Source organism: Flavobacterium crocinum (assembly GCF_003122385.1).
GTDB classification, from domain to species: domain Bacteria; phylum Bacteroidota; class Bacteroidia; order Flavobacteriales; family Flavobacteriaceae; genus Flavobacterium; species Flavobacterium crocinum.
The window spans coordinates 4,601,895-4,624,509 of the sequence record NZ_CP029255.1; the positions used below are offsets into that span (position 1 = coordinate 4,601,895).

At 37.6% G+C, this 22,615-nt stretch carries 26 protein-coding genes; 14 read left to right on the forward strand and 12 right to left on the reverse strand.

All coding sequences use genetic code 11. From position 1 onward, the window contains the following. The first annotated feature begins 20 nt into the window (after positions 1-20). The 8 genes from HYN56_RS19885 to HYN56_RS19920 all read left to right on the forward strand — a co-directional run bounded on the left by HYN56_RS19885 (position 21) and on the right by HYN56_RS19920 (position 3,979). The gene (locus HYN56_RS19885; RefSeq protein ID WP_109193780.1) at positions 21-431 is read left to right on the forward strand and encodes a hypothetical protein; all 411 of its coding nucleotides are present in this window, start codon (positions 21-23) and stop codon (positions 429-431) included. Positions 432-437: 6 nt separating this feature from the next. After that, entirely contained in the window at positions 438-917 is a 480-nt protein-coding gene (locus tag HYN56_RS19890) for a hypothetical protein (RefSeq protein WP_146194616.1), read from the forward strand. Positions 918-934: 17 nt separating this feature from the next. Beyond that, positions 935-1,369, forward strand: a complete 435-nt coding sequence (locus HYN56_RS19895) for a hypothetical protein (RefSeq protein ID WP_109193782.1) — start codon at positions 935-937, stop codon at positions 1,367-1,369. Between the two features lie 151 nt (positions 1,370-1,520). Next, positions 1,521-1,985 carry a hypothetical protein gene (locus HYN56_RS19900; protein WP_109193783.1) on the forward strand — a complete coding sequence of 155 codons (465 nt, stop codon included), beginning with the start codon at positions 1,521-1,523 and terminating at the stop codon, positions 1,983-1,985. A gap of 40 nt (positions 1,986-2,025) precedes the next feature. After that, positions 2,026-2,550: a hypothetical protein gene (locus HYN56_RS19905; RefSeq protein WP_109193784.1), complete on the forward strand. Its 525-nt coding sequence runs from the start codon at positions 2,026-2,028 to the stop codon at positions 2,548-2,550. 91 nt (positions 2,551-2,641) lie between these two features. Next, positions 2,642-3,088 carry a hypothetical protein gene (locus tag HYN56_RS19910; protein ID WP_109193785.1) on the forward strand — a complete coding sequence of 149 codons (447 nt, stop codon included), beginning with the start codon at positions 2,642-2,644 and terminating at the stop codon, positions 3,086-3,088. A gap of 57 nt (positions 3,089-3,145) precedes the next feature. Beyond that, complete coding sequence (locus tag HYN56_RS19915; protein WP_109193786.1) at positions 3,146-3,415, forward strand: hypothetical protein; 270 nt, start codon at positions 3,146-3,148, stop codon at positions 3,413-3,415. A gap of 279 nt (positions 3,416-3,694) precedes the next feature. Further along, complete coding sequence (locus HYN56_RS19920) at positions 3,695-3,979, forward strand: hypothetical protein (RefSeq protein ID WP_146194617.1); 285 nt, start codon at positions 3,695-3,697, stop codon at positions 3,977-3,979. A gap of 60 nt (positions 3,980-4,039) precedes the next feature. Here the strand turns inward: HYN56_RS19920 and mobC are convergent, their stop codons facing one another. The 3 genes from mobC to HYN56_RS19935 are packed head-to-tail and all read right to left on the reverse strand — an operon-like array spanning position 4,040 to position 7,691. Further along, positions 4,040-6,016: a conjugal transfer protein MobC gene (mobC, locus tag HYN56_RS19925; protein ID WP_109193788.1), complete on the reverse strand. Its 1,977-nt coding sequence runs from the start codon at positions 6,014-6,016 to the stop codon at positions 4,040-4,042. A 32-nt stretch (positions 6,017-6,048) separates the two neighbouring features. Continuing rightward, the gene (locus tag HYN56_RS19930) at positions 6,049-7,314 is read right to left on the reverse strand and encodes a relaxase/mobilization nuclease domain-containing protein (RefSeq protein WP_109193789.1); all 1,266 of its coding nucleotides are present in this window, start codon (positions 7,312-7,314) and stop codon (positions 6,049-6,051) included. Beyond that, a complete protein-coding gene (locus tag HYN56_RS19935; RefSeq protein WP_109193790.1) occupies positions 7,302-7,691 on the reverse strand; it encodes a plasmid mobilization protein in 390 nt (129 codons plus the stop codon). Before HYN56_RS19935 ends, HYN56_RS19930 begins: the two co-directional genes overlap by 13 nt. A 314-nt stretch (positions 7,692-8,005) precedes the next feature. On the opposite strand from HYN56_RS19935, the gene HYN56_RS19940 reads away from it, so the two are divergent. Beyond that, positions 8,006-8,299 carry a hypothetical protein gene (locus HYN56_RS19940; protein ID WP_109193791.1) on the forward strand — a complete coding sequence of 98 codons (294 nt, stop codon included), beginning with the start codon at positions 8,006-8,008 and terminating at the stop codon, positions 8,297-8,299. Positions 8,300-8,526: 227 nt separating this feature from the next. Continuing rightward, the gene (locus HYN56_RS19945) at positions 8,527-9,264 is read left to right on the forward strand and encodes a hypothetical protein (protein ID WP_146194618.1); all 738 of its coding nucleotides are present in this window, start codon (positions 8,527-8,529) and stop codon (positions 9,262-9,264) included. 115 nt (positions 9,265-9,379) lie between these two features. Here HYN56_RS19945 and HYN56_RS19950 read toward each other — a convergent pair whose 3' ends face one another. From HYN56_RS19950 to HYN56_RS19960, 3 genes are all read right to left on the reverse strand, one after another. Then, complete coding sequence (locus HYN56_RS19950) at positions 9,380-9,808, reverse strand: IS3 family transposase (protein ID WP_109193793.1); 429 nt, start codon at positions 9,806-9,808, stop codon at positions 9,380-9,382. A 2-nt stretch (positions 9,809-9,810) separates the two neighbouring features. Beyond that, entirely contained in the window at positions 9,811-10,992 is a 1,182-nt protein-coding gene (locus tag HYN56_RS19955) for an IS3 family transposase (protein ID WP_109193794.1), read from the reverse strand. Between the two features lie 291 nt (positions 10,993-11,283). Further along, positions 11,284-11,751, reverse strand: coding sequence for a JAB domain-containing protein (locus HYN56_RS19960; protein WP_109193795.1), 468 nt, complete (start codon positions 11,749-11,751; stop codon positions 11,284-11,286). A 270-nt stretch (positions 11,752-12,021) separates the two neighbouring features. Between HYN56_RS19960 and HYN56_RS19965 the strand changes: the two genes are divergently transcribed. Then, on the forward strand, positions 12,022-12,432 hold the full coding sequence (locus tag HYN56_RS19965; RefSeq protein WP_240622597.1) for a DUF6965 family protein: 411 nt from the start codon (positions 12,022-12,024) through the stop codon (positions 12,430-12,432). 9 nt (positions 12,433-12,441) lie between these two features. Here HYN56_RS19965 and HYN56_RS19970 read toward each other — a convergent pair whose 3' ends face one another. The 4 genes from HYN56_RS19970 to mnmE all read right to left on the reverse strand — a co-directional run bounded on the left by HYN56_RS19970 (position 12,442) and on the right by mnmE (position 16,403). Then, the gene (locus HYN56_RS19970; RefSeq protein WP_109193796.1) at positions 12,442-12,687 is read right to left on the reverse strand and encodes a hypothetical protein; all 246 of its coding nucleotides are present in this window, start codon (positions 12,685-12,687) and stop codon (positions 12,442-12,444) included. 222 nt (positions 12,688-12,909) lie between these two features. Next, a complete protein-coding gene (locus HYN56_RS19975; RefSeq protein WP_109193797.1) occupies positions 12,910-14,052 on the reverse strand; it encodes a site-specific integrase in 1,143 nt (380 codons plus the stop codon). After that, positions 14,045-14,617, reverse strand: a complete 573-nt coding sequence (locus HYN56_RS19980; protein WP_109193798.1) for a helix-turn-helix domain-containing protein — start codon at positions 14,615-14,617, stop codon at positions 14,045-14,047. Before HYN56_RS19980 ends, HYN56_RS19975 begins: the two co-directional genes overlap by 8 nt. A gap of 385 nt (positions 14,618-15,002) precedes the next feature. Beyond that, complete coding sequence (gene mnmE / locus HYN56_RS19990) at positions 15,003-16,403, reverse strand: tRNA uridine-5-carboxymethylaminomethyl(34) synthesis GTPase MnmE (RefSeq protein ID WP_109193800.1); 1,401 nt, start codon at positions 16,401-16,403, stop codon at positions 15,003-15,005. Between the two features lie 181 nt (positions 16,404-16,584). On the opposite strand from mnmE, the gene HYN56_RS19995 reads away from it, so the two are divergent. After that, positions 16,585-17,418: a universal stress protein gene (locus HYN56_RS19995; protein WP_109193801.1), complete on the forward strand. Its 834-nt coding sequence runs from the start codon at positions 16,585-16,587 to the stop codon at positions 17,416-17,418. Positions 17,419-17,480: 62 nt separating this feature from the next. Then, on the forward strand, positions 17,481-19,253 hold the full coding sequence (locus HYN56_RS20000; protein WP_109193802.1) for a MutS-related protein: 1,773 nt from the start codon (positions 17,481-17,483) through the stop codon (positions 19,251-19,253). A 346-nt stretch (positions 19,254-19,599) separates the two neighbouring features. On the opposite strand, the gene HYN56_RS20005 is transcribed toward HYN56_RS20000, so the two are convergent. Continuing rightward, positions 19,600-20,016: a winged helix-turn-helix transcriptional regulator gene (locus HYN56_RS20005; protein WP_109194880.1), complete on the reverse strand. Its 417-nt coding sequence runs from the start codon at positions 20,014-20,016 to the stop codon at positions 19,600-19,602. A 132-nt stretch (positions 20,017-20,148) separates the two neighbouring features. On the opposite strand from HYN56_RS20005, the gene HYN56_RS20010 reads away from it, so the two are divergent. Next, the gene (locus HYN56_RS20010; RefSeq protein WP_167398335.1) at positions 20,149-20,592 is read left to right on the forward strand and encodes a PaaI family thioesterase; all 444 of its coding nucleotides are present in this window, start codon (positions 20,149-20,151) and stop codon (positions 20,590-20,592) included. 156 nt (positions 20,593-20,748) lie between these two features. Here HYN56_RS20010 and HYN56_RS20015 read toward each other — a convergent pair whose 3' ends face one another. Next, the gene (locus HYN56_RS20015) at positions 20,749-22,350 is read right to left on the reverse strand and encodes a Na+/H+ antiporter (RefSeq protein ID WP_109193804.1); all 1,602 of its coding nucleotides are present in this window, start codon (positions 22,348-22,350) and stop codon (positions 20,749-20,751) included. Between the last annotated feature and the right edge of the window lie 265 nt (positions 22,351-22,615).

Below are 22,615 nucleotides of genomic sequence, written 5' to 3' on the forward strand. Positions count from 1 at the left end.
TAAAACCAAATACCAAAACTATGAAACCATTAACAAAACACGCAAAAAAATCATTTATCCTACTAACTCTTATCCTTACAGTACTTGGAACCGGCCAGATCCAAGCACAGGGTTTCAGTCCCAAAGATCTTGACGGAAACTGGACCAGGAATGACGGCATGATGATCAGCATTTCCGGAACCGGAACATTTGAGGAAGGAGGAAATGCACTGGTAATGTCCGTCGGACAGAGCGGCTGGCCTGCAAGCACTGCACATTATGCCTTCAAATACAGAGAGATAAAATATGTCCAGGGCAATACCTGGAAGGGGATTAATTACCGCCACAGAACAGAAACGAACGCAAGAGTAAAAGACGGAGAAGCGATTTTTGTTATGAGTAATGACAAAAAATCTTTCAAGGCAAGCGGGTATACGTATATCAAAAACTAAATGGTAATGAAAAAACTAATAACTGTTTTATTTCTTTCGGCAGTGTTGCCTACCGTACAGGGCCAGGCCAAAAAACCAACCAAAGAAGAGACCATACAATTTATACAAAAAACGGTAAGTAACGCAGGAAGAGATTTAGAGTTTCAAATTAATGACACTAAAGTTTCCTGGAAAAATATAGAACCAAGTATTGGATTAAATTATAACCGCGAATTTACCAATGTCAGATTCGAAAAACTCTTGGAAGTATATCAATCGTCACTTTCAAGCGGTGAAAACTCCAATGTAAGGATTAAATTCTCAGTCAATACAATTAAGTACCATCTAACCGGCACGTTTTACGATGAAATTAAGGATCTGACCATTGACGATAAAGATGGGTTTACAATTGTCGTTCCCAGAGAAAAAGTACAGAGCATCATTAAGGCTTTCGATAGATTAAAAGAAATCACTATAGAAGAAAACAAGGATCCTTTTCAGAACTAAATCGAAACATCGGAATTATGAAATCATTGTTGTCAATCATGATCATAGCGTTATTTTCTGTAAACCTTGCCGCGCAGGATGTCAAACAATTTCTCTTTGTGGGTATTTATGAAAACACTAAACGAGGCTTTTGCGGTGATTACGAATACATTACCGCGCCAGTAACTTCGTACAAGGAATATGAACACAGGAGAAGTCAATTTAACTCTGGTCTGGCGAGTGACCCTAAAAAAGAATCCAAAACAATTCTGGTGGAGAATAATGAAGTGGTAATTATCTTTTCTTATGAAAAAAAAGCATCTGGCTGGAACTGTAAATCAAATATAAAGAGTTCCATAAAAGCAAAATCTTTAGAAGACTGCAAAAAATCCCTGGAAGCGATGGTGGCTGCAGATCCTGCTGATTTTGCAACGCCGCCCAAGATTGATTTTATATGGCCCGAAAAAAAATAAAACATCCCGTAAAAACGATAATTTATCAGGATCCACACAGATCATCTCAAGCTTGAAAACATTTATTTAAAAACAAATCTACCGGCTGAAACACATAAAGAATAACAATTGTAACCTAATAACCTGCCAAAAGTTAAATTCAGCATTATATATGGATTTAGAAATCAAGCGATTTTTTTTGCCTTTAATTCTGGTATTGTCGGGTTTAGCTCAGGCACAGTCAAAAGAAGCCCTTCAAAAAGACATCTCGGACGACTTGAGCTACAAACATATTACCTACGGCATAGAAACAAAAAAATCACAGATAAGCATCTACCAGATCGAATTCAAAGACTGCGTGATGAGTTATCCCGTTTTTATAAAAAAAGAAAACAAAACAGAACGATATACCGTCAGGATCCTCCTTTCCGGAATTGATAAAATCACGATGGCCAGATCAGAAAACGGATACAATGTGATAAATTTTACAACTGGGGGGAAAAGCATAATTAGGGAATATCCGGACGGTACCCTGTTGCATGAAGTAAAACAGAGCATTCCATTAAAAACCTCTAACCCAAAAGCCCTTGAGAGTTTTAAACAACTAAAGGCAGCATGCGGCGGAAAACCAAAATAATGCAAGGCATATCCCAGCTAACAGACAACAGCAGATCATTATGAAGCTAAAAGGCATCGAAAAACAATTCTGGTGGCATTTCGGACAGATAAACGATTCAAAAGGCATTCCAGAGGAAATATCCGGCATATCAGGCGTGGACAACAGCGACTATAATGATGAGTATTTTGAAATACTTACAGGCAGGATAAAAATTATCCATTCGATCTATCTTAAAGAGACCGCAGTGACCGATGAAGGATTAAAACATATTTCAAAGATAAAGCAGTTGAAAAGCCTTACCGTAATGAAACATCCCCAAATAACCAAGGATTCCCTTCCCTATCTCAACGCTCTCGTTGATCTGGAGTATCTTGATATCTGGAGAACCGGCATCATACTGGAGGATCTGAAGGCTCTCGACCAGTTAAAAAAATTAAAAGAAATATATGTTTCTTCCGTAAGGGAATTGGAAGACGGATCCTTTTCTGAATTGGATTCGGATAAGATTTTGGAACATGTCATCGAACTTGAGGCTGTCTTTCCCAACTGTACCTTTTTTGTCGATTTTAAAAAATATCCGTAATCCGCTGCCTTGGTATCAGCAGAAGCATTACTTTCCGAAAAACTAAATAACAAAACTAAAAACATCCATTAACTTTCTAAAATCCAAAATTATGAAATCCCTTTTTACCATTTTATTCTCGATCCTCCTCACAAGCGCCTTAACCGCACAGAACAAGCCTGAAACACTGAAATGGCTTAACAAGCACAAAAAATACATTACCATGATCAACCCGAGCGGCTACAGCAGCAAGGATTTCACAGTGGAAATGACCGAGAGTTTTATCAGGGCGGAAAGTAGAAACGATGGGGAAAAATATGAAACCAAAATGTACTGGTCACAGATAAAAAAAACAATGCTCGGCCTGACCAGCGGGGAGAAAGGCTATGTAACGCTTAATACGGAAGATGAAGGATTCTCCGCGCCTTCGATAACCTTGTACCTGTCCGATTACAGTACAGAAATGAGGGAGAAGCTGACACTTATGGCAAATCTGAGCGGCACCGATGTGATGATGCAGACATTGGACCTTAGAGGCAGCTCCATTTTTGGAAATTAAGCCCATGACAGATTATCTGCATCTGATTTCCCAGTAATAATAATTGAAAACAGCATCATGACAGCACTTTTCAGCGAAGCTTTTGAAAAATACATTTTAAACAAGAGAGTAATCTCATGGGGATTCCAGCATGAAACCAGAGTGATTCTCCCGGACGGTCATCCCTCATTTCCTTCCGGTTATTACACTGAATATGAAAACGGCTATAAGATGATAGCCAGCGGATCGACGCTTCACAAGACAAATATTCAGGAAGCCATGATATTGGATCCGCAGGGAGTCCCAATTGCCAGAGATTCAGAAGACACGAAGCCTTACGAATTCTAAAAAATGAATTATCGCTGCAAAAACCCATACTTGTTTTTTCTGTTTCAAAAAGATGCTTTATCAGATCAGGTATAATCCTACTGATAAGGCATTTTTCTTAAAAAAGATTTTATCCAAAAACATTTCCCTGCCCAAGTCATCACATCCCTCACCGGCTAAAATCAAACGAAAGAAATCTTCAACAATTAAAAGCAATCAAAAAAAATGAGAGAGAACATCTAAGAAAGAACAGCTGCTTAAGAAAAACCGCAGGATGCGATTTCCCGTATATAGATAAACATGGAAACCTCATCTATCACATCAAAAATACTCCAGATTCTTTCCTCCCGATACGACATGAGCTGTTCTCTGGAAGAGCTAACGCAATTGATCATTCCAAATGATGGCAGCTCTATTCTATCTGGTGAGATTACGGCAACTGAAAAGGAAAACCAGGCAGCTGTATTGGAAACCCTGATCCAGCTGGATAGTCAGGGTCTTATCTTTTTGGATTCCGATGCCGACAGAAGTGTCATCACAACTAAAGGGATGCTTAAAGTGCATAACAGGATTTTATGCAATTAATTTCAGTGCTGAGCGGACACGCCTGCTCAATTCCAGCTTATTAAGTAAGGCACCAAACTCTCATTTTTTGACAATCAAATGTTTTAACGCAGGATCCTGAAAAAGCCTCTCCATTTCAGTATAAATAATATCCTGCACATCCTGCTTGATCTGCATATAGTTCTGCTGTATCATGGCATTATCTAATTTTCGCACAGCAGGTATTTCAGTATAGCCTTCCTCCTCTTTTCTAAGCGCTTCATGATCGTTTACAATCTGGGAATGAAACATTTTCAGATCAATTTTACAGTCAGGATCATCGGCTGTCATCCCTGCAAATTCGCCCGAACTTAAAGATGAAATCTTCGATGGAGGAACTGCCGCTTCGAGCTGTCTGGAACGACTGACCGAAGTATCGGAGCTGTTGATTGATATGCTTTCACGGTCCTGCATGATCTTCCCGAAACGTTCTGAGAGCTGCTTGGCAGTGTCCCCCGTAACCTGTCCTGAGATGATGTTCCCGGTAATGTTCATGATCACATCGGCCTGCTCCCGCCCGTAGTCTTTTCGGAGCTGGCTGAAGTCCTGTATCCCCAGGCAGGTGGCCACTTTATTGCTTCTTGCCGTGGCAATCAGGCTGTCCATATTGTTGAGGTAAATGGTCGGGAACTCATCAAAAATAAGGCTGGATTTGAGCTTCCCTTTTTTGTTGACCAGTTTGACCAGACGGTTCACGTAAAGGGATAATACGGCTCCGTAGATCTGTATCTTCTGGGGATTGTTTCCCATGCAGACAATCTTGGGTTCAAGGGGATTATTGATGTCGAGCGTAAAATCATTTCCCGACAAGACATAATACAGCTGGGGCGAAGAAAGCCTTGCCATGGCAATTTTAGCTGAGGCGATCTGCCCCTCCAGCTGCTCCATGGCGTCATTGAGATAGGCATTGATAAAGGGATTGATGAGCACCTCAATTTCTTTATCGGTGCGCAGCAGGGTAAAGAGGCTGTCATAATCCGCCTGCATGAGCTCGATGACATGCGGCAGGGTGCAGAACTCCCCGTTATTGTATCTTCTGAGATACCATATTACCGCCGACAGAAAATTGATGGGCGACTCCACAAAAAAGTCCCCCTGTTTTTTGATCCACTCGCGATTCAAACCCAATAAGATGGTGCGCGCCGATTCAGAGGCATCGGTAATATCCTCCATGCTCTGCGGATCCAATGGATTGCAGCGGTGCATGATAGTATCAAAATTGATGAAGTAGCATTTTGGCATCACGGTATAGACATGCCTGTATTTCTCAAAGGTATTGTAGACGATTTTGGAAAGGTCATCGTACTTGAAATCATAGACAAACATACTGAAGCCTTTGGCGATGTGCTGGGTGATCACGTGCCGTATCACAAAGTAGGATTTGCCCGAACCGGGGCTGCCCAGCACCAAGAGCCCGCGGAAGGGATTGATGATATTGATCCAGCTCAGACGAAGCTTCTTTTTAAGATAATAACTCGCCGGCAGGTTGATGGAATACTCGTTTTCCAAGAGCCGCTCTTCCTGAGGAAAGGTCTCGTTCTCGCTGTTGAATATATCACCTGCTGCCAGTCTCTCTTTGATGATGCGCGAGAGCAGCGTTCCTCCCGAAAGCACCAGCAGGAATCCCAAAACTGTCAGCGCCATATACAGCAGCGCGCAGACCAAAACCGCACCTCCGAAAAACAGAATCAGACCGCTCAAAAAATAAAAAACCAGCCCTGAAACCAAATAATATACAGCTGTTTCAAACTGCATCTTCTCATCCTTTCTGCCTTTTGCTCCTAGCAGGGAAACCGCCAGAAGTCCCAGCGCCAAAAGTTTCGAAATATGAAAACTTTCAAATAATCCTGTCTTATAAACCGAAACCAGAATCTTGTCCCCGAAAGCTCCCGTCAGTTCCCAAAACCGGAATGCCCCATAGCAGTAATAATAAAAATGAAGCATCAGAATTATGATGCTCATCAGTCTTGTCATATCGAGTATTTTTCTCAGCGCCTGTTCATTCTCTCCCGTCTGCATAGCTGTCAAATTTTACCGTTGTCCGTGCCCCATCATTTCAGATCCGGGCGTCCTTTTCTTTTTCTTTTCTTTCTTCTGGCCTTAAACTTTCCTAGCACATAATCACCCTGCCATTCGGGCTTCATCAGCTCTTCGAGTCCTTTGGTATTGATCTCCTGACCCCTTCCCTGCAAATACTCTTCGAAATCACTATCCTGGGCTTTCTGCAGCACCTCTCTATTGCCCGGAATCTTTTCTTTTTCCGATCCTGCCGCGCATCTTTCCAGTACTGCTTTGGCACTGTAATTTCTTCCCAGAGCACTGCCGTTAAACACACATCTGGTGACATGATCCACATAGGTAAGACCATACAACAGACCTGCATCACTCTTTCGCAGCACTGTATTGATTCCCTGCTTTTCAAGCATTGAAACCAATTTTTCCAGACTGATGTTCTTACCAAAAAGAACACTATCCACTGCGCTTCTGATTCTCTTTTTTTCAAAGGCTCTTTCGGTATTGTTCAGTACAAATTTTCGTTCCAAAAAAGACAGTGTCGGGCGCATTGAAAAGTCACTCGCTTTGATGGGAACGCCGACCGGTTTTCCATTTCGGCCTATTATACAATAAACCAATCCCCCAGCCTTAAAAATTCTGGATTCCTCGCTGCCCCTGTCTGCCTTTATATTGTAGAGCTGCAGCACCGCATTGAGCTCTGCAAGAGAGGTATATTTATAAGCTGAAATAACCGTCTGAAGCACATTTGACATGGCCTTTTTGGATTCCATTTTCCCGTACTGCGCCTTGGTAACCGGAATTGGTTTCAGCGCAGAAAAAACTTGCTTTTCTGCATCTTCGGCGCGCACCAGCCTGAAGTCTTTTTCAATCTCTTTCCTGGCCTTCTCGGACTGGTTCCGACCGATGTTCTGCATGTCAATTCTCGAGCCGTCCGGTCTGACCTTTATCGACACGATATGGATGTGCGGATGCCCAGCATCATGATGCTGATAGACCAGATAGGGCTGCTGCCCGAAACCTATTCTCTCCATATAGCTGTGGGCAATCTCCATGAGTTTTTCAGCGGGATAATTTTCCGACGGATGAAAGTTTAAAGAGATGTGCACGCTGCCTCGCTTCACATTGCCATTAAGTGCATTCTGGTTCAGCAACCTGTTGAGTTTTAACGACTGGTTCATGCGCGAAACATCCATAGGATAATTCCCTTCTCCGATGCACTGGGCCTTTCCCCCCTTTACCTTGTTTTCGTTGTAAGTGAAGATGCTTCTGACCGAGTGGCCGGTCTTAATTACTGCAACCATTTTCCAGCTGCTTTCTCAATACAATGCTGGATGATTTCCACTTTTCCCAGCAGTTCACTTCGCTGGTTCTCAGTATCGGTAATCCAGTTACTGAACTCCGGGATTTGTCTGAGGGTATGCAGTTTTTTAACAGCCTGGTTGAAATTGTTTGCAATACCGTTTAAATCTTTTCGCAGACGGATAATTTCAAGCATTATCTCATCCATGGATTCATTTCTGTAATTGACCGTACTAGGTCTGTTTAAAAGACATTTCCTGAGGTATTCGCTCATCTGACGGCAGGTGGTTGCCTTAAATCTTTTTACAAGCAGATTGTATTCAGCCGCGGTAAAACGCACCGCCGCAATACGGTTTCGATTTAAATTCTCTTTCTCCATTGTCTTTCCCTTTCATTTCCTTAAACATGATTTTTCAGGATTTCTTCCTTTCAGGATCACTGCCGCGAGTTCCGAGGACAGGGCAGCCGGATGCGTTTGTTTAACAAACGGACATCTGGCCGACTGCAGGAACGAGGCAGTCCTGTAAACACCTATCAAACATCCTGTGCAAAAGAATATCTTAAAGCGATTCCCGGACGAAAGTAGAAAAGCCTTTCGGATTGCACCCATCCCGTCCATATTTTGAACGGGATGTTTTTAAAGCTTCCGCGTATCTTTGAAAGAGTTGATTATTAATTTAAAACGTTGAAATTATGATGACAGAAGATTATGCATTGAGGGTGTTCGATACTATTATGAGCAGTCCCGGAATGAACGAAATGGTGAGGATGGACATGAAGATTTCACGAAAAAATGTGCTGCTGCTCCATTACATGATTGAGCGCGGCAGTACTGAAAATGAGGGCAGTCTCCCACTACTGCTCAAGAGTATTCCAAAGGAAAATACAAACGAGATCAGGCAGCTCTTTGAGGAATGTCTCCAGAGGGCCGGCCTGACCGAACTGATCCAGAAACTTTCAGATCTGGCAGAACAAAAAAAACACTAAAAATGAAAACTGCCGGCTCAAAATCGCCGGCTTTTCATGATTTCTTCAGCCGCTGTGGCCGGGCAGAAAACAACACAAGGAAACGGTATAAATGTTTTGCATCGATAAGGAATTCAAATAAGATTTTTCTTTTTCCGTAAAGAAAATAAACGTACTTTTACGTACGCACAAAGTTTCATAAAACACTGTAAATAAGTAAAATACAAGCCATTTTAAAATCAAAAAAAGTGAAGACGTATTTAACATCCCTAATTTTAGTGTTTTATTTAAACATTAAAGCTCAGGTCCATCTGGACAATTCCGTTTTTGCAGTTGTCAAATTCTCATACAATGAGCCTGGAGAAATGCTGGTAACAGGAGGAATCTGCGGTACAGGCTTTTTAATAAACGACTCAACGGTTCTTCTGGCAAATCATATCCTTAACAGAAGTAATTTCATTCCAAATCCCGGATATAAATTTGTGCAGTTCTGGCTGCTGAAAAGAGGAACAAAACTAATTATACCACTTTCAGCCGACTATCTACAGAGTATGGAGGACATAGAATCCACCGTGGTTAGGCTGCCAGAAATTGTAAAGTGTGATTTATTAATATCCCAAGACAAAGCTAAACCGGATGAGGTGGTTCAGAGTTTCGGACATTTAAACAGTATGCCGGTGACAGATGCACACTGGGAAAATGATACTCTTGTAATTGACGGTTATAATTTGGAGAAAAGCAAATCAGATGCTTCAGGCCGGATCGTCGAAATCAGAAATATTTCCATTAATGCGACCGATGTCAAATTAACTGATGTAAAAGTAATTCAGCCTTCATTTAAAGGCAATAGAGGTATGTCCGGTGGCCCGTTAATTTCCAACCAGAAAGTAATAGGTATGATGTCATTTGGATTTCCTGCTGATCTGGAAATTAAGGACACCGTGTTTGCAATAGCCATTGACCAGATAATTACAAGGTTAAAATAATTTAAAGTACAAAAAATGCAGATTTCAAATGGCCCTTTTTCTTTTTCAATATTAAAAAATTCATAAAACTATCCTCCTCCGGGAAAAAACTCTCAAGTAAAATTGTAATAGGTCCTTATTTGTTTTTCCCCTTGGCAGACAATCCCATTTCACTCATATATTTCCGTACTGTTCTTCCTGACAGCTTATGTCCGGAATGCTGAAGTACTGCCGCAATCCTGTCGCTTCCATATCTTTTTTGGAAGGCCCAAAAAACTGCGGTTATTTCATTGTACATTACAATCTTTTTCTTCTTTGTTTCATTTAGGGGATTTATTTTCCATCTATGGTATTCCCTCCTGTCCACGCTTAAGACTTCTGTCATTAATCGGATGGAATACTGAAATTCATTTTTAAGGATGAAATCAAAAATCTCGTATTTCCCCTGAATAATGCAAGGACCGGCATTTTTTAGAATTTCAAATTTCAGCTCGGATTTTTTTATCTTTTTTTCCAAAAGAAGTATTTCAGCGTTATGGTCCAGCAAATTGTTTTTCTGTTTCATTATTAAAGACTACCTTTCAAATAATATTCTTCATTAAATTGCTCAATGGTCTTATAGTTCAGGGCTGTATGAATCCTTTTGACATTATACCAGTTTTCAATGAATTCAAATATTTCAGCCTGCAGCTGTTTTCTGGTCAGCAGCCTGCTGTTGCCTTCTCTTAATTCCCTTTTCAGCGAGCTGAAAAAACTTTCTGAAATTGCGTTGTCGCAGCTGCATCCTTTCCGGCTCATACTTCTGGTAAATTTATATTCGGCAAGCAATCTGGTAAAAGCTCTGTTGGCATACTGCACGCCCCTGTCGGAATGAAATATCAGTCCTTTACCAGCATTGCGCCCGGCCACCGCCATACGGAGGGTGGGCAGCGTTGTATTTTTACTGTCCAGCCGGGTCCCAAGATTCCATCCAATTATTTTCCGGTCATACAGATCAATGATGATGGTCAAATATAAAAAACCTTCTACAGTAGGCAGGTAGGTAATATCGGATGCCCAAGCCTGTGAGTGGGCCTGTACTTTAAAATTTCGGTTCAACACGTTTGGCGCGATATAGTAATTGTGTCCGGATTCCGTTGTAATTTTTGTTTTTCTTTTTTTAATGCGACGTAATCCCAGCTCTCTCATATAAAAGGATACCTGTCTCATGCAAATCACATATCCCAGACTTTGTAATTCCTTGGTCAGCTTATTTCTTCCGTAATGTTTATTAAACCGGAAAAATATTTTTTTTAAATCCTCTTTCAAAAGGGCTATCTGTTGCTGTTTTTCAGAAATTCCGTCCTTCTTCCATCTGTGATATCTGCCGTAGCCAACTTCTAAGACTTCGCACATTTTCAGTATCGAATAATTCTGTTCGTTCTCTTTTATGAAATGGTAGAGGATTAAATTTCCCCTGTAAAGATAAGAAGCGGCCTTTTTTAAAATCTCAAATCGGAGTTCTGATTCCTTTACGTTTTTCTCCAGATCAAATACTTCTTTTTTATCAGGATGCACCCTGTCATAACCTACGCCCCTGAAACTGCCATGTCCAAAATTTTCGTATTCTTTCCTCCATCTCCAAATCAGGTTCCCCCTAATTCCCAGCTCTTCGGCAAAAGCTTTGACACTGTTTTTTTCATAACTTATCTTGACCGCATTCTCTTTAAAGATACGGTCAAACTTTTGGTACTTTTTTTTTACATCCATAATATTATCCTTCCTTGTTTTAAAAGACGTAAACATCATTGTTAAGAGCTACCCCTGACAGGATGATCATCAAACACTCACCCTTATCCTTCAAATACCCGGTTAACAAAACTTACACTGCCTTGTCCCGAGATCAGCCTGTATTGAAAAGTTTGTTTTTCAAATTTTTAATAAACCGCCCTGATACTTTTTAAAAACATTATAACATACCTAAATTTTAGACAAATGTATGCGGCTAACACTTAGGCAGACCTAATTTATACATTAAAAACGAATCCCTGAATAAAGGCGCTACAAAACGCCTTCATCGGTAAAGGAATAATAGCTTTCGCTGGTAACAATCAGATGATCCAGCAACTTGATATCCAGCAGTTCCCCTGCATGTAAAATCTTTCTGGTGAGAATCTTATCTGCTTCTGAAGGCATTGTATTTCCGGACGGATGGTTATGGGTTATGATGATGCCTACAGCACCAGTTTTAAGGGCGGCTGCAAACAGCAATCTGATGTCTACAACAGTGCCTGCAATGCCTCCGGAAGATGCTTCATATATGCCCAGCACTTTATTGGCCTGATTAAGCAACAGTACTTTGAACTGCTCCAGGAATTCGATCTTGCCGGGATCCCAGCATTCCATCAGTATTGCGTAGGCAGATCTTGAGGAAGTGATCTTTGGCCTGTCGGAGCTTTTTACTTTTGTTCTATAAACCAGATCGATTTCACAAACGGTTTTCCAGCTGCTGTTTTCTTGTGTTTCCATGATGCTAAATAGTTAAAGATTAATTTTAGCACCGCCCTCGGGCAGAAGGGAGCAAGCGCAGAAAGCAACGCAATAAAGCAGGACGGATGTCCTGCATTTATGGGGGAATTTTTTGCAGCGCCCCCGACCGACCTGACCGACCTTTGTGATGGAATTAAACGGTATTTACATCCCACCGCGCTCACATCCGAAAATGGCTCGGCACTCCCTAATATCAAAAAGAAAGCCCTCAGCATAATGGAAGAATAAAAAAAAGCATTTGTATGGTTCATGCAAGCATTTGGACATCAAAACGGTGCAGAAACCATACGCAAAACACTGCTAAAAATGTATCTTAAGACCGATTCCAGCTTTGCTATATGTGATCTTTTGAAGTATTTTTGCGGCATGAATCATGAAGAAATAAAGCGCTACTTTGAGAACAATCCGCCCCCAAAGGAAGTAAGATTGACAGAATGGGCAAACATTACCGATACGCAGGTTTTCCTGAGAAGCTGCTACAGCACCATCAGAAACTTTAACGGACCGATAGACCGATGCCCTGCATGGTGGCATTTGAGGGATTTATATCTCCTTATAAAACGTACAGCTGCCCCACAGACCATTCCAGCTGGACAGACTCTTGCAGATGAAGAAACTATTTCGGAAGAAGATACAATGGAAGAAGAAATAAATACCTAGAACAATACTTTACTTGATAGTAATAGTATCCAAAAGATTTTCCTGATTTATAAAAGCGGTGATATATTGCTGCACTTCGTTTTGCTTGTCGGAAGAAGTTTCAAAAGTATTGATATGAAACTCCTCATCCTGGTCGAGGATATGAATAATCTCGGTATACCCCTTTGAAATCAGGCTTCCTTTAAGTTTTATAACAGTGAGCTGCTGGCGTGCATCCAAATCTTTTCTCACTCTAAGTTGTATTGCTTTATCCATTGCCAAAGATTTGTTTAAGATGGTATGAAAATTTAAAATCAAATATAATAATTTTGGACTTACCCCTTATTTTCTCAAATGTTAAAAACAGATCATTCAAAATTAACGGTTCATTTCTAAAGAACAGACCAACCATTATCCATTTGTTTTATAATAATATAAAAACACCTCATTAAATGAGGTGTTTCTTTAAAATTCTAAAAATAAAAAAACAAGATTTATTTACAGCAAAGAAATCTTATTTGCTGCATCCCTTTTCTTCTGATCAATTACTTTGGCATATATCTGTGTTGTCTTAACGCTCTTATGTCCCAGCATTTTTGAAATAGTAAAAATATCTGTTCCTGCAGTCAGCTGCAGTGTAGCATAAGTATGTCTAAAGCAGTGGAAGGTAATATGCTTATTAATACCTGATAATGCCACCCATACAGGGAGCGCACGGTCAACATCCCACTTATTTAAGTCTTTAAACACCTTTTCATTCTCTCCTCTTCTCTTTCCCAAAAGCTCAAAAGCTTCATCAGAGATCGGTATGGACGCAGTGCCTTCCGTTTTCTTCTGCCTGAAAATGATATAGTGGCCGTCATCCTTAATATAGTGCAATTCTGACCAGGTCAGCTTCGCAATATCGGAATATCGTACACCTGTAAGAACAGAAAACATTGAAATCTTACGTACAGTCAAATTTGGACAAGGGGTTGCAAACAATCGTCGGGTTTCCTCTAGAGTCATAAAATTCCTTTGGGATTCCATTTCTTTTATCGATCCTATCTTTGCATTAATATCTGTTTTCAATTTATCTTCTTTATATGCCGCTTTCAGTGTAGTTTTTATTTTATTGTAATAAGAAAGAGCTGTATTGCGTGACAGCTGTTTTTTATTCTTTCTCAAACTTTTAGCTTTCAAAAGATAATCCCTGTAATCTTCAATTAAAGAAACAGTCACATCCTTAAATAACAAATCGTTTCCTTTTAAGAAAGCCTCAAAATGGAAAATAGCACAGCCCCAGATTGATAAATTGTTTCCAATCTTTTTCTCTCCTAATTTTTTATAATACTGCAGAAAAGATTCATTCCCGACTGCCTGAATTACAAGCTGCTCTTTTTCAAATGCAGAATAAATTTCACTTTTGTTTATTTCATTCTGTCTGCGCGCACGAATGAGCTCCGCTGTATGTAGACTTTCTGTATTGGCGATTTTCTGGTACTGGTCAGCTGGTTTTTGATATACGTAAATTTTTAGAAATTCGCGTCTCGTATAATCATTTGATTCCACATTCCATACAGGAGGATAAAAATCTAAATAAAGCGACATTCTTCCCTGAGAAATAGCTTTTTTTCTAATTGTTACAATACTTTTACTCATGGCACTCCGTATTAAATAATGAATCTAAATCGCTCTTGGCAACATATACAAACTTGCCAGATTTATATTTTACGATTTCCTGTCTCTTCAGTATTCCATACAGTGCCGAAGGGGAAACATTAAATTTTATCTGCGCTTCGGACATGGAATAACATTTTTCAATTCCAGGAAATTTTCCAGCTTCTGAGCTATTTGGCTTAAGGCCATTCTGCAAATCCTCAACAAACTGGTCGATAAATTCTCTTCCAATAAAAGTTCTGGAGCCTAACTTTCCTACTGTAAGTTCTTTTCTTGAAATTGCCCTGTAAAGCGTTCTCCTGCTTATTCCGATAAAAATGCTGGCCTCATCTATGCTGAGAAACTCAAGTTTTCCCAGCCGTAGCATCTCAGCATTATTAATCGATTCCCTTTGCAGTCTTGCTGCCTCTTTTTTATTTTTCCTTCTCCTTTTTTTGTAGCTCTTACTCCCGCAGGCAAGGGAGCAGAATTTTGTTTTGATTGTTTTTGCCGTAAATTCATTATTACAGAACTGGCAGACTTTGGTAATCCTAATGTTTGAACTCATAATTTTAAAATTTAGGTTTCCTACATTACTTAAAAGCTCTTTAAACTGCCGCTATCATGTCCCAAATAGATTTTTCCCTGATATATTCTTTAGAAATATCTTTGGACACATAACAAACGATGTGTTTGTTTTAAATGTTTTTGCTAACTTCTTTATCAGAAATTAACATTATATAAAACCTTTAAAAATGCCCAAGTGTGTCATAATTCATCCCTTTTTGTCACAAAGTTTGTACCTCGAAAACCGAGGTACAAATGAGGTACAAATTTTAGCAAAACAACACCCAAATATTCAAAAAAACACTTCAATAAAAAAAGAGCCAAAATGTTAATTACCAACATTTTAGCTCTTTTCGTATTTTTTTCTTTGCGTTTCTTTGCTCCTTCTACTTGCCGATGCAAAAATTTGCAAATATATTCCCCAACAATTCATCATTAGAAACCTGACCTGTTATCAATCCAAATTGGTAAAGAGCTTCACGAATATCCAAGGCCATAAGATCACTCGAAAGGCCAGATTCTAAACCGAATTTTACCTTTTGAATTTCATCTAAAGCTTTCAATAACGAATCGTAATGTCTTGTATTGGTTACAATTGTTTCGTTATTACGAAGTGCACCTGTATTCACAAACGATAATAATTCATTTTTTAAATCCTCTACTCCTATTTTTTCTTTCGCAGAAATCAATAAAAGTTTTGCATTAAGGTTTTCCAGTTTACTGGTGATATTTTGCACTTCATCTGTAGATAAAATATCTTTTTTATTCACTACAATAAGCAATGGTTTCAACGGATATTTATTCTTTATTTGTTCAATTTCTGAAACAAAATCAGAACTTGAAGCCTGGAATTTCAATCCGTCGAATAAATAAATTACAACTTGTGCTTGGTCTATTTTTTCGAATGTTTTTTTGATTCCTATACTTTCTACAACATCTTTGGTGTCGCGAATTCCGGCAGTATCAATAAATCTAAAACCGATTCCGCCGATAACCAATTCATCTTCTATTGTATCACGGGTTGTTCCCGCAATATCAGAAACGATTGCTCTTTCTTCGTTCAATAAAGCATTCAGCAAAGTCGATTTTCCAACATTGGGCTCTCCAACAATGGCGACCGGAATTCCATTTTTAATTACATTTCCAACTGCAAACGAATCGATTAATCTTTTTAAAACAAATTCGATTCTGTTCAATAATTCATGAAACTGAGTTCTGTCAGCAAATTCTACGTCTTCTTCTGCAAAATCCAATTCTAATTCGATTAAAGAAGCAAAGTTTAAAAGCTCTTCACGAAGTTTTGCAATTTCATTACTGAATCCGCCTCGCATTTGCTGCATGGCAATTTGGTGAGAAGCTTCATTATCAGACGAAATCAAATCGGCAACCGCTTCTGCCTGAGACAAATCCAACTTTCCGTTTAAGAAAGCACGAAGTGTAAATTCACCAGCATCAGCCATTCTACAGCCTTTTCTCAGTAATAACTGAATAATCTGCTGCTGAATATAAGTTGATCCGTGACAAGAAATTTCAATCGTGTCTTCTCCTGTGTAAGAATTTGGACCTTTAAACACAGAAACGAGGACTTCGTCCAACGTTTTTGTTCCGTCAATAATGTGTCCTAAATGAAGTGTATGTGTTTTCTGTTTCGTTAAATCTTTGTTTTTGATAGATTTAAAAACCGAATTCCCAATGCTAATGGCTTCGGCTCCGGAAATTCGAATTATGGCAATGGCTCCGGCTCCAGAAGGTGTAGCCAAAGCAACTATAGAATCTTGATTTATCATGCAGCAAAGGTACAAAAAAAGCCCAAATTTAGTAAGGACAAACTTTCCTTTAAGTTAATCTCAAAAACTTTTAAATTAAAGAATATTAACAAATTATTAAGTGTTAAAATACTGATAATTATCAGGTTATTTTTTGTCAATAATGAGTAAATTTGAGAGATAAACCTTAATACTCAATAAAATGAAAAAGATACTTTTCCCTACCGATTTCTCTGATGCTGCTACAAACGCATTTGTCCATGCTTTAGAATTTGCTAAAGTTGTAAAAGCCGAATTGATCTTGCTTCATACATTTGAGATTCCTGTTTACGACAGCCAGTTCTTTCCAGAGAATTATGCTTCTATATACAGTTCGATTGAATTGGCAAAATTTGAAATGTTCAAAGATGAAATTCCCAAACTGCGTGCTATCGCCTCTGAACGAAAATTAGATGATATTGTGATTAAACACCGCTTAATGGATGGCGATCTTATCTATAATCTTAAAAATGCAGTAGAAGAAGACAAAGTCGATTTTGTAATTATGGGTACCAATGGCGTTTCAGACTGGACGAAATTCTTTACCGGATCTAATACCAGCTCCGTAATTTCAGGTGTTGAAGTTCCTGTTCTTTGTGTTCCAATCGATGCCAAATATAAAAAGGTAAAAACAATTGGTTTTACAACGCGTTACCGCGAAAAAGATAAAAAGGAACTTAAAAAAATTCTGAAAATCGCAAAAAAAACAGATGCTAAAGTCAAAAGTTTATATGTAAAAACTTCTAATTCTGATGTTGCTGATGCTACGATTAAAGAATGGGAAAAAGAATTTGCAGATGAAAATGTCGAATTTTTAGTTTTACCAAGTGATGATGTAAAAGATACTATAACAGATTTTATCCTTTACAAAGACATTGATATTCTGACTACTATTACACATAAAAGATCATTCTTTGAAAGTCTTTTTGATTCCAGTTTCAGTAAAAAAATATCAAAAGAAGTTTCTATTCCTGTACTGATTATGCACGAAGATTAAAGCTGAATATCGACCGATTTTGTCTCTTAAAAGCTATATTTGTATTTCAGTAAAATAATACAATGAAAGCATATCAGGACAAAGTCGAAATCTATTCGGAACAATATTATAAAACCAACAAAAAATACAACAGCATAAGCCTTTTGAGGTTATTAAGTATTTTTCTCTTATTGTTTTTTATGTTTCAATACATCAAAACAGATGAAATACTTTGTGTTATTCTGGCTGTTTTATCTTTTGCTGGTTTTATTTTTTTAATGAAAATACATTCGCGATTATCGTTTCAGAAACTGCTTGCCGATACGCTTTTAAAAATTAATAGAAACGAAATTACTTTTTTAAAAAGAGAAAAAACACCTTTTGAAAACGGAACAGAGTTTATCGATTTTCATCATCCATATGCCTACGATTTAGATATTTTTGGAGAACATTCTTTATTTCAAAACCTAAATCGAACAGCAACATTTATTGGAAAAAAAACACTTGCTAACCTTTTATTGCATACACTTTCTGAAACTGAAATTTTAAAAAATCAGGAAGCCATCAATGAATTAAAAAACAAACTGGAATGGAGACAGGAATTTCAGGCTTTTGGAATTATAAGTGAAGATTCAAAACAATCTTATGAAGCAATAAAACATTGGTCTTCATTTAGAAATAACGCCTTACCTAAAGTTTTAATTGCACTTTCAATTATACTTCCAACATTATTTATTGGATTCCTAACGGCTTATTTTATTACTTCAAAAATTATCATCCTTTCGTATCTGACTTATATTTTTATCGGGAATTTAATTGTCTTGGGAGCGGCCACTAAAAGAATTAAATCCGAGATAGCCAAAGCAGATAATATTGATAAAATCATCAAACAATATAGTTTATTGATTGAAAAAATTGAGAACGAATCTTTTCAGTCTAAAAAGCTAATTGGTTTGCAGGAACAACTTATTTATAAAAACACAAAGGCAAGTCTGCATTTGAAACAGCTTTCTGAATTGTTTTCAAGAATGGACACTATAAATAATTTTGTTACCGCACTTTTATTCAACGGAACGTTTTTATTTAATCTGCACGTTTTAAAAGCGCTTTTAAAATGGAAAGAAAACTATTCTTCAGAAATTGATCACTGGATTTCTATTATTGGCGAAATCGAAGCTTTAAACAGTCTTGCCAATTTAGCTTACAATAATGTTGATTTTGTTTTTCCGGAAATCAATTCTGAATATAAAATTGAATTTAAAAACTTAAGCCACCCGCTCTTAAATCCTGCTACAAGAATTGGAAATGATACTAATTTTTATCCGCTTTCTTTCGTAATTCTGACGGGTTCTAATATGTCTGGAAAAAGTACCTTTTTAAGAAGCTTAGGAATCAATATGGTGCTTGGTGGAATTGGCTCAGTTGTTTGTGCATCAGAAGCTAAAATACATCCACTTCCAGTATTAGTTTCAATGCGATTATCAGATTCTTTATCGGATAGCGAATCTTACTTTTTTGCTGAAATTAAACGTTTAAAACAGATCATGGATGAGCTTGAAAATCAGCCTGCTTTTGTTTTATTAGATGAGATTTTAAGAGGAACAAATTCCGACGATAAAAGAAACGGAACAATTGAAGTAGTTAAGAAGATTATTTCGAAAAAAGCGATTGGTGCTATCGCAACACATGACATAGAAGTTTGCTTAACAACCAACGAATATCCCGAAATTTTGACGAATCAATGTTTCGAAGTAGAGATTCAAAACAACGAATTACACTTCGATTATAAACTTAGAAATGGCATTTGTAAAAACAAAAGCGCTACGTTTTTGATGCAGAAAATGGGAGTTATTTAAGGGGAAAAGTTATGAGTTATGAGTTATGAGTTATGAGTTATGAGTTATGCTTAAGTTTCTAGCTTTCTTTATGAAATGATTTAATCTCGCAAAGTCGCTAAGACGCAAAGTTTTTACCATTTCATAGAATTATCCTCAATCTTGTCATTTCGACTGAAAGGAGAAATCACACTAGAAATTCCGCATACTATTTCGACAATCTTTGCCGACATGTGAGTGTGATTTCTCCTTTCAGTCGAAAATGAAAAACTATATGGTTACTTCATTAAAAAACTTAGCGACTTTGCGAGATTAAATCAATACCCTATTTATGATCTTTTAACTTTTAACTTTTAACTCATAACTTCTAATTCAAGCCTTCTTTCAGTTTTTTCATTCCCTTTTCTATAAACTCTGCTTTGTTATTTTTAGCTTTAGCTATGAGGTTTTCTCTTACTTTCGGAATCTCATAATATTTCTCAGCCCACAAACTAATTTCCACTAAAACAGGAAACAATTCAATTCCTTTTTCTGTCAATTGATACAGCACTTTTGCTTTACTTTCTGGATGCTGCAATTTTGTGATTATACCATTTTCTTCCAAAACCAAAAGTCGGCTGGCCAGGATATTGGTTGCAATTTTTTCTTCTGACTTTAAAAAATCACCATAAGTACATTGCTTTTTAAAAGTTAAATCCCTTATTATCAACAATGACCATTTATCTCCCCATATTTCTAAAGAAGTACTGATCGGACATTCTGATCTCTTTTTTGAACTCGCCATAAAAATACCATTAAAAATAACTTGCATTTTGCAAGTAATCAATATCTTTGTACTTGCAAAATGCAAGCAAATTTATTCAATAATATCAAGCGAACCAAATTATATAGTTCTATACATTTAAAATCAATTAAAATGGACAACAAAAGATTAGAGTTTTTACAAAGTTATATCGGAAAACATTTTACAGGAAGTCCTTCTCCTTTTGCACATTGGCTAAATGGAAAAGTAATTGCTGTTGAAAAAGAAAATGTAGAATTCGAGTTTGAAGTCAGAAAAGAAATGACAAATCCGGTTGGAATGCTTCATGGCGGGGTTACAGCAGGAATGATAGACGATTGTATTGGCGTTAATTTCATGGTTTTAGGTCTTGAAAAGTTCTATCCAACAATCAACCTGTACATCGATTATTTTAATCCTGCATTTGAATCGCAAACTGTTATCGTAAAAACTACTTTGGCAAAATTGGGAAAAACAATTATCAATATTAAAGCAGAAGTAATCAATAAAAATACTTCTAAAATAATGGCTCAGGCAAGTGCTAACTTAGCAATAAGTGATGTTAAGATTCCTGTTTAATTAAAAAAAGCTCATTCAAAGTTTTAAACTTTGAATGAGCTTTTTTTAACTTTGTGGAGTTACTTGCGAAGATTCTTCGTTCCTCAGAATGACAAACTGCACGTGTACTCCTATTATAGTTTAACTTGGAATTTAATTTATTGGAATTTTAAATATTTATTCTTCATACATTTCCATCCATAAACGGGTTTCTTCCAGATCGAGTTCCTTTTCTATTTTTCTGAAAATTTCTTCGTTTACAGATCCTTTTTTATGCATACTTTCCAAATTATTACGCTCGACATTCAAAAGGTCAATTTGGACTCTCGTAAACTCGTTAAAAATTTGTCCGCCTAATACTTTTCCGTTTCCAAAAAAGTTAGCTGGAAGTTCCGTCTTTTGCAAACGGTTAAATTTTACTTCGTATTTACTTTTTATGTTATGCAGTAATTCATCATCCAATAAAGAAAAATTATCTTCAATATGCGTAATCGTTTCAGAAACAATTTTATTACGAATATCATATTCTTCTGCTAAAATAGAGTAACGTTCAATTTTAAGCTTTTTAATCAGCCATGGAAGCGTAAGTCCCTGAATAACCAAAGTGGACAATATCACACAAAAAACCAGATAAATGATCAGGTTACGAAGTGGAAATTCTTCTGTTTTGTTTAACATTAGCGGAAGCGCCAAAGCAGCAGCCATAGAAACGACACCACGCATTCCCGACCATCCGAAAACAATCATATTGCGATAATCAAATTCTTCTTTTTGACGAATCTTTTTACTAAACATCCTAGGCAACATTGTTGCAGGCACAACCCATAAAAAGCGAACAAGAATTACGACTACACTAATAACGGCTCCCCATAAAAATAAAGAAGTTCCTGAGTAACTGCCAATTCCTTCCATAATCTGCCTTAACTGCAATCCGATTAAAATGAAGATTAAACCGTTTAAAATATTATTCAGAACATCCCAAATAGTATTGGTCATAATCCGGCTTTCATGAGAAAAAATAGTGCCCGATCTTGCCGCCAGAAAAAGTCCCGTAGTTACTACTGCCAAAACTCCTGAACCATGAAAGTGTTCCGCTAATAAATAAGCTGAAAACGGAGTAAGCAGCGTTAAAGTCACCTCGATAATATCATCGCAAACAAATCTTTTATGAATATAGTACATTACAAAACCAATAGCCAGACCAATTGCGATCCCTATAACAGACATTAAAACAAAATTCAACCCAGCCTGCCACAAAACAAAATTCCCGGCTGTTATGGCTGTTAAAGCGTATTTGTAAGCAACAAGGCCACTCGCGTCATTAAGCAAACTTTCTCCTTCTAAAATGGCAATCAATCTTGGATTTAATCCTAAACCTTTTGTAATAGCTGTTGCTGAAACTGCATCCGGAGGCGAAACAATAGCGCCAAGCAAAAAGGCTAACGGCCAGGAAATATCATCTATGAGCCAATGCGCCACAACGGCAACCAATCCTGTAGTAAAAAATACCAACCCAACAGCAGCTAATGTAATCGGACGAATTGATTGTTTAAAATCCGACCAGCTGGTATGCCATGCTGCATGATACAAAAGTGGCGGCAGAAAGATAATAAACACAATTTCGGGACTCAGCGCAATTACAGGAAGCCCCGGCACGGCGCTGATAATTACACCGCAAAGCACTAAAACAATAGGTATTGGAAAATTATATCTTTTACTAATAAGGCTTAAAAATGCTACACCAAAAAGTAGCATTATAATAACGGTAATATTCTCCATTTAATAGGCGGTATTTATCGATTTTGGAATTGAAATTTCGAGCACTAAATTAAGATTTTTACAACTAAATTAAAATATCATTAAAAAAGAAAAACGATTTATTGACTTACATCAAACTTTTGCCGATTGAAGTCTAAGGATAGTTTTTTTTATTCTTTGTTGAGCTACTTGCGGAGATTGCTTCGCCAGTTCGTTTTCATTCGTGTCTTTGTTCCTCAGAATTGACAAGAATGATGATGAATTAGATGTCGATATTCTTTGTGGA

What these genes read in the sequence shown, in the direction of transcription:
- HYN56_RS19905 (WP_109193784.1), top strand. Translation starts at nt 2,026, where the DNA reads ATGAAGCTAAAAGGCATCGAAAAACAATTCTGGTGGCATTTCGGACAG.
- HYN56_RS19970 (WP_109193796.1), bottom strand. Translation starts at nt 12,687, where the DNA reads ATGGATAAAGCAATACAACTTAGAGTGAGAAAAGATTTGGATGCACGC.
- mnmE (WP_109193800.1), bottom strand. Translation starts at nt 16,403, where the DNA reads ATGATAAATCAAGATTCTATAGTTGCTTTGGCTACACCTTCTGGAGCC.
- HYN56_RS20015 (WP_109193804.1), bottom strand. Translation starts at nt 22,350, where the DNA reads ATGGAGAATATTACCGTTATTATAATGCTACTTTTTGGTGTAGCATTT.
- HYN56_RS20005 (WP_109194880.1), bottom strand. Translation starts at nt 20,016, where the DNA reads ATGGCGAGTTCAAAAAAGAGATCAGAATGTCCGATCAGTACTTCTTTA.
- HYN56_RS19900 (WP_109193783.1), top strand. Translation starts at nt 1,521, where the DNA reads ATGGATTTAGAAATCAAGCGATTTTTTTTGCCTTTAATTCTGGTATTG.
- HYN56_RS20000 (WP_109193802.1), top strand. Translation starts at nt 17,481, where the DNA reads ATGAAAGCATATCAGGACAAAGTCGAAATCTATTCGGAACAATATTAT.
- HYN56_RS19915 (WP_109193786.1), top strand. Translation starts at nt 3,146, where the DNA reads ATGACAGCACTTTTCAGCGAAGCTTTTGAAAAATACATTTTAAACAAG.
- HYN56_RS19965 (WP_240622597.1), top strand. Translation starts at nt 12,022, where the DNA reads ATGCAAGCATTTGGACATCAAAACGGTGCAGAAACCATACGCAAAACA.
- HYN56_RS19940 (WP_109193791.1), top strand. Translation starts at nt 8,006, where the DNA reads ATGATGACAGAAGATTATGCATTGAGGGTGTTCGATACTATTATGAGC.
- mobC (WP_109193788.1), bottom strand. Translation starts at nt 6,016, where the DNA reads ATGCAGACGGGAGAGAATGAACAGGCGCTGAGAAAAATACTCGATATG.
- HYN56_RS19980 (WP_109193798.1), bottom strand. Translation starts at nt 14,617, where the DNA reads ATGAGTTCAAACATTAGGATTACCAAAGTCTGCCAGTTCTGTAATAAT.
- HYN56_RS19885 (WP_109193780.1), top strand. Translation starts at nt 21, where the DNA reads ATGAAACCATTAACAAAACACGCAAAAAAATCATTTATCCTACTAACT.
- HYN56_RS19975 (WP_109193797.1), bottom strand. Translation starts at nt 14,052, where the DNA reads ATGAGTAAAAGTATTGTAACAATTAGAAAAAAAGCTATTTCTCAGGGA.
- HYN56_RS19935 (WP_109193790.1), bottom strand. Translation starts at nt 7,691, where the DNA reads ATGGAGAAAGAGAATTTAAATCGAAACCGTATTGCGGCGGTGCGTTTT.
- HYN56_RS19920 (WP_146194617.1), top strand. Translation starts at nt 3,695, where the DNA reads ATGGAAACCTCATCTATCACATCAAAAATACTCCAGATTCTTTCCTCC.
- HYN56_RS19950 (WP_109193793.1), bottom strand. Translation starts at nt 9,808, where the DNA reads ATGAAACAGAAAAACAATTTGCTGGACCATAACGCTGAAATACTTCTT.
- HYN56_RS19960 (WP_109193795.1), bottom strand. Translation starts at nt 11,751, where the DNA reads ATGGAAACACAAGAAAACAGCAGCTGGAAAACCGTTTGTGAAATCGAT.
- HYN56_RS19995 (WP_109193801.1), top strand. Translation starts at nt 16,585, where the DNA reads ATGAAAAAGATACTTTTCCCTACCGATTTCTCTGATGCTGCTACAAAC.
- HYN56_RS19910 (WP_109193785.1), top strand. Translation starts at nt 2,642, where the DNA reads ATGAAATCCCTTTTTACCATTTTATTCTCGATCCTCCTCACAAGCGCC.
- HYN56_RS19890 (WP_146194616.1), top strand. Translation starts at nt 438, where the DNA reads ATGAAAAAACTAATAACTGTTTTATTTCTTTCGGCAGTGTTGCCTACC.
- HYN56_RS19895 (WP_109193782.1), top strand. Translation starts at nt 935, where the DNA reads ATGAAATCATTGTTGTCAATCATGATCATAGCGTTATTTTCTGTAAAC.
- HYN56_RS19955 (WP_109193794.1), bottom strand. Translation starts at nt 10,992, where the DNA reads ATGGATGTAAAAAAAAAGTACCAAAAGTTTGACCGTATCTTTAAAGAG.
- HYN56_RS19930 (WP_109193789.1), bottom strand. Translation starts at nt 7,314, where the DNA reads ATGGTTGCAGTAATTAAGACCGGCCACTCGGTCAGAAGCATCTTCACT.
- HYN56_RS20010 (WP_167398335.1), top strand. Translation starts at nt 20,149, where the DNA reads ATGGACAACAAAAGATTAGAGTTTTTACAAAGTTATATCGGAAAACAT.